This is a genomic window from uncultured Granulicatella sp. (assembly GCF_963515095.1).
GTDB lineage: Bacteria > Bacillota > Bacilli > Lactobacillales > Aerococcaceae > Granulicatella.
Map to the genome: position 1 here is coordinate 1 of NZ_CAUPXD010000051.1, position 5,679 is coordinate 5,679.

Here is a 5,679-nt window from a genome sequence, read left to right on the forward strand (position 1 = left end):
CAAAGGTCAACGTCGCTTTACGCGACAACTCCTATATATTATCATAGGCGTTTTTGTCTGTCAACTACTTTTTAAAATTTATTTTAAATTTCTTTTTCGCAATCGCTTTAAATGCGAACGTTCGTTAACAGTGTTTATAATTTACCATAGCTGAATTTATTTTTCAAGTCCTTTTTACAACTTTTTTTATATTTTAGCAGATTTTTTGTTGCATTCTGCTAAAAACCTTATTTTAGCGCCCTTTTACTTATTTACTTCTCTCTTTTAGAGGAGTATACTATATTTATCAAGCCGAAATAGCTCAGTTGGTAGAGCAACGCACTCGTAACGCGTAGGTCACAGGTTCGAACCCTGCTTTCGGCATCTTATTTAAATTTCGTTTTCAGAATGTTGCTATATTAACATTTTGCTACTCTAATATTGCTAATATATTGCTTAAATTCTAACTTTACGGAACATTTTAGGAACAACTGAATTATATATGAAAGGACCTCAGACTTTTCCATCTGAGGTCTATTTTTATTTCACTATATTTTGAATAATTGTTAATACGACTTCTTTAGCTTTTTCCATACTTTCTAATGTAACAAATTCATATTGCCCGTGTAAATTCTCTGCACCTGTAAATAGGTTTGGCGTCGGAATTCCTTTAAAGGTAATAATACATCCATCTGTACCTCCTCTAAAAGGCTGAATATCTGGTTCGATTCCACATTGACGATATGCTTCTTTTGCTACTTCGACTGGAGTCATATCTTCTTTTAACACTTCATACATATTAAAGTACTCATCATAAATTTGACATTCAATTCTTGGAATATCATAAGTTGCATTTTGTTCTTCTACAATTTTCGCAAAGTTTTTCTTACGTTCTTGGAATTTCTCCATAGAATGATCTCGAATAATATATTCCGCTTCTACCATTCCGATATTTCCTGATTGTTTAGCAAGCATATAAAATCCTTCATACCCACTTGTTCTTTCAGGAACTTCTTGATTCGGTAATTTGGAAAATAGTTTTGCTGCTTCTGCCAATGCATTTACCATAACATCTTTTGCTTGTCCGGGGTGAACGCTTGTTCCATTAATTTTTACAACAGCTCTTGCGGCATTAAAAGTTTCATATTCTAATTTTCCGACTACACCACTATCTAATGTATAGGCAAATTGAACTGGCATTCTCTCTGCTTTAAATCGGTGGGCGCCTTTTCCAATTTCTTCATCTGGTCCAAACGCTACCCATATATCTCCATGGAGAATCTCAGGATGTTCTAGCAAATCAATAGCTGCTTCTAATATTGAAACTAATCCTGCTTTATCATCTGCTCCTAACAAGGTTGTCCCATCTGTTGTAATAAGAGTTTGACCGATATAATTTTTCAAGTTAGAAAATTCTTCTACTCGCATCATCAATCCTAATTCAGAATTCAACAATACATCTTTCCCATCATAATTCGAATAAATTTGTGGCTGAATATTTTCCGCATTAAAATCTGCAGTGTCGACATGTGCTACAAATCCAATGGCTGGTGCTGTTTTACCTTCTGGCAAATTGCTCGGAATACAAGCTACTAAATAGGCATCTTCTAAATCTAAAGTAATATTTGAAAAACCTAATTCCTTCAATTCCTGTTCCAACATTTGTAAAAAATCTAACTGACTCTTTGTTGTTGGAACGGCATTTGCGTTTAAATCACTTCTTGTATTAATCTTTGCATATCGTACAAAACGATCTAACAGACTTTCTCGCATTAGTAAGAGTCATCTTCTTTCACTTGATAAAATTCTAATTCTGCAATAGTTTCACGACCAAACATTTCAATCGTAACTTTAACTTTTTGTTTTTCGTCATCAATTTCTGTTACTTTTCCACTCATACCATCAAAGGCACCTTCAGTGATAATGACATAATCCCCAACTTTAGCCTGTAAATCTACTGGCGCATGAGTTGGAACTCCTAAACGTCCTAATAATGTATCCACTTCTTCTGGTAATAATGGAGATGGTTTAGAACCTGCTCCGTGTGATCCAACAAACCCTGTTACTCCTGGAGTGTTACGTACAACATACCATGCTTGGTCTGACATAATCATTTCAACTAATACATAACCTGGGAAAGTTTTACTTACTGTAACTTTTTCTTTTCCATCTTTTACTTCAACTTCTTCTTCCTCTGGAACAATTACTCGAAAAATATTTTCTTCCATTCCCATTGAACTAATACGTAATTCAATATTTGATTTCACTTTATTTTCATATCCTGAATAAGTATGTAATACATACCATTCTTTTGCTGCATTACTCATCGTAATTCCTCCTAATATTTTTTCATACAAAAAAACCTTCTTACTTGAAGGTTTTTGCTTGTTTTTATTATACCACTATTTTATAACTCTTGCGAATTATTTAATAATTAATTTAAATGCATTTGAAATGGCAAAATCCACTACTGTGAAAAATCCTAACGCAAGTAATACTGCCATTACAACTGTTAATGTATATTTATTAACTTCTTTACCAGTTGGCCATGTTACTCTCTTCATTTCTTTAACAACATTTACTAAAAAACGCATTCGAAACTTCTCCTCTCGATTATTTAGTTTCTCGATGTAGTGTTTGTTTATTGCAAAACTTACAGAATTTTTTTAATTCTAAACGCTCAACACGCTTATTTTGCCCTAAAGTAAGTGTGTAGTTTCTTGAACCACATACACTGCATGCCAACGCCGCTTTCTTTTGTGCCATATTTTCACTACTCTCTTTCTTCTACTATATCATATCTATTCAATCATAAAATTCTCAGTGCCAATTGTCAAGCATTAGCGAAAAAATATCACACTAATGACTAATAATAACATTTGCATGACATGAATCATGACCATATTCTTAATGGCTAATGCAAAAGTTGTTCGTTTCTCTTGTTTTTGAAGGAAGTGTTGAACATTTTTATACACTGGAATTGCAACTACTAGAGTTCCTAACATTAGAATTGGTGCAATTTTAAATACGACTGCTAACACCATTGCTACAAAATTAATGAAATAGAGGACTTGATATAATTTCAACGCAGCAATTTTCCCTATATAATACACCAATGTATAGCGGTGATTCGTAATATCTGTTTCTAAATCACATAAATTATTACTCAACATAATATTCGCAATCGTACATACTAAAGGTAATGAGAGCAGTGCAACTTTGAAGTGATCTAATAACGCTAATCGAACGACCAACATTCCTTGTTCTAATCCCATCCATGCAAAACTTGCTTCTGGAGAGTTTAAAAAAATCACAATCCAAAAAATCCCAAATCCCATAGTAACTCCAGACAACACTTCCCCTAATGGCATTCTCGAAATTGGAATCGGACCAAAAGTATAAAAAATTCCAATCACAAAACAAATTGCACCCACGAATAATAAAATCATATTCGTTCTCACTACTAAAATAATTCCAATAATTGTTGCAATAACGACTAGAGCAGCAAATATAATTGTTGTCTGTTTCACTGTTAAAGATGAAGCTCCAATAATATTTTCTTCTTGACGATACGTCTCATTTTTTGCTTTGACATAATCCATTAAATTATTCATAACGGTCGTAGCCATATCAAAACATACCATTCCGACAAAGAACAACATCATATTCACAGCATTAAAATTCCCAAACGTCCAAATCGAATAGAGTAATCCAACTACAAAAGGAATAACACTCGCAATTTTCGTTCTTAACTCTACTAATTCAATCATATCTCTCATATTAATGCGTCCCTTCCCATGTATATTGATCATTCGTTAATTTAAACGCATTTTTAATCGAATTAGACACATAGACTTTCTTATCTTTCGTCATAAATACTGCATCTACATCATCTTTTTGGTTCACATATTTCAACCCTTCTTCTACACCGATTGAAAACATTGAAGTTGATAATGCATCTCCTCGGGTTGAACTTGAGACAATAATCGAAACTCCTGCAATATCATTTTTATATGGATAACCTGTTTTTGGATTTAAAATATGATGATACGTCTTACCATCTACTTCTAAATATCTCTCATAAATTCCTGAAGTTACAATGGTCTTTTCCTTTTCTAATATCGTTCCTAATGTTGTCCCACGACTTTCCAACGGATCTTGCAATCCTACATTCCACGCTACACCATCTCGTGCTGGAGAACCACCCATTACGACAATATTTCCACCTAAATCAATAACTGCAGTTGTTACACCTTCTTTTTTGAAGAAATTCCATAATTGATCGGCAATAAAACCTTTCGCAATTCCACCTAAATCTAATAACATTCCTTTTTGAGTTAGAAAGACACTTCTTTCTTCATCATTTAACACAACATTTTTATAATTCACTAATGGCAATGCATCGTCAATTTCTTTTTGGGAAGGTTTTCTAGCATCCGGAAACCCAATTCTCCATAAACTTGTTAGCGGACCTACCGTAATATCAAAACTACCATTAAATTCTTCACTATAAGCGATTCCTTGCTTAATGACATCATACACTTCATCACTGACTGCTACCGCATGGTCTCCTGCCGCTTCATTAATCGCATCTACTTCTGACCCACTCTCATTTACTGTAATTCTAGCTTCTAAATCTTTCACCAATGCGAAAGCACGGGTTAATAAATCTTCAGTATTTGGATGATAGACAGACAATGCTACTGCAGTCCCTAGTAAGAAATCTGTTTTTTTCACAGGAGACTTAATAATTTCTCTAGGTGTTTTTACGGAAGCTGATGAAACAACTTCTGCATCTTGAACTTTCTTTTGCTGACAACTCACTAAGCCAATTGAACTTAAAGCGAGAGTTGCCACTAGCAACCATTTATTGATTTTCATATATTTCTCCTTATTGTTTAAATTCCATTCAAATAGTCTACTAAATTTTTCACAATAACTCAAGCAATACTCCTATTTTTCAATATAAAAAAACCGAGCCTAAGCCCGGTTCCTACTTTCATTTTAAATTAGCCTTGAGGTGCAGCCACTTTAATTTCTTTAGTGTCACCTTTTTGAGCTGCTTCAATTAATTTATTAGCATATTCTACAAATGAAGTGTGTGCATTTGTTGCTCCCGCAACTGCTTCAACATCTGATGGAGTTTGTTTTTGTACTAAACCAACATTGTATGCTTTGAAGTATTCAGCTGGTCCAACTTTAACTTTATCTTTCATTTGTTTTTCATATGCTTCATCTTCTGATTTACGTTTGCCATCTTTGTTTAAGTTATCATAATCTGAAGATGTAATTTTTCCGCCTTCAACTACAATTGTAAACTCTACATGCCAACCACGTTTGTCAGCTTCAGATACTAATTTGTAAGTACCGTCTTTTAATTCTCCTGAAGCAGTAGATTTTGCTGCTTGAGTAGTTGCTGCTGTTGTAGTTGCAGTCGATGAAGTCGTTGATTTAGAACCTCCACCACATGCAGTTAATACAACTACTGATGATAATAAAACAGCTGCTGTTGCTAATGATTTTTTGATTGTCATTTTATCCATCCTTTTCTCTTTAATTTTAGAATTTTAGTAAATTCTTTAGGTAACATTATATCATGTTCCTATAACTCATTGCAAATTCTAACAATAACGGTACTTCCTATGTGTCAAACACAAGTGATAATGTCTCAATTAAACACAAGTAAAAATGTCCCAAGTA

7 protein-coding genes and 1 tRNA gene are annotated in these 5,679 nt (G+C 33.6%); 1 reads left to right on the forward strand and 7 read right to left on the reverse strand.

From position 1 onward, the window contains the following. Positions 1-290 precede the first annotated feature (290 nt). Positions 291-363: transfer RNA gene (locus RWL86_RS08115), tRNA-Thr, on the forward strand. A 156-nt stretch (positions 364-519) separates the two neighbouring features. Here RWL86_RS08115 and pepT read toward each other — a convergent pair. The 7 genes from pepT to RWL86_RS08150 form a co-directional block, all read right to left on the reverse strand. Continuing rightward, on the reverse strand, positions 520-1,752 hold the full coding sequence (gene pepT, locus RWL86_RS08120; RefSeq protein ID WP_314078705.1) for a peptidase T: 1,233 nt from the start codon (positions 1,750-1,752) through the stop codon (positions 520-522). Beyond that, the gene (gene nusG, locus RWL86_RS08125; RefSeq protein WP_314078707.1) at positions 1,752-2,306 is read right to left on the reverse strand and encodes a transcription termination/antitermination protein NusG; all 555 of its coding nucleotides are present in this window, start codon (positions 2,304-2,306) and stop codon (positions 1,752-1,754) included. Before nusG ends, pepT begins: the two co-directional genes overlap by 1 nt. Before the next feature lie 96 nt (positions 2,307-2,402). Next, on the reverse strand, positions 2,403-2,573 hold the full coding sequence (gene secE / locus RWL86_RS08130) for a preprotein translocase subunit SecE (protein ID WP_314078710.1): 171 nt from the start codon (positions 2,571-2,573) through the stop codon (positions 2,403-2,405). A gap of 19 nt (positions 2,574-2,592) precedes the next feature. After that, positions 2,593-2,745: a 50S ribosomal protein L33 gene (rpmG, locus tag RWL86_RS08135; protein ID WP_006703972.1), complete on the reverse strand. Its 153-nt coding sequence runs from the start codon at positions 2,743-2,745 to the stop codon at positions 2,593-2,595. A 74-nt stretch (positions 2,746-2,819) separates the two neighbouring features. Further along, a complete protein-coding gene (locus RWL86_RS08140) occupies positions 2,820-3,758 on the reverse strand; it encodes a 1,4-dihydroxy-2-naphthoate polyprenyltransferase (protein WP_314078712.1) in 939 nt (312 codons plus the stop codon). Position 3,759: 1 nt separating this feature from the next. Next, complete coding sequence (locus RWL86_RS08145) at positions 3,760-4,860, reverse strand: FAD:protein FMN transferase (protein ID WP_314078714.1); 1,101 nt, start codon at positions 4,858-4,860, stop codon at positions 3,760-3,762. Between the two features lie 128 nt (positions 4,861-4,988). Further along, a complete protein-coding gene (locus tag RWL86_RS08150) occupies positions 4,989-5,513 on the reverse strand; it encodes an FMN-binding protein (protein WP_314078717.1) in 525 nt (174 codons plus the stop codon). Positions 5,514-5,679 lie beyond the last annotated feature (166 nt).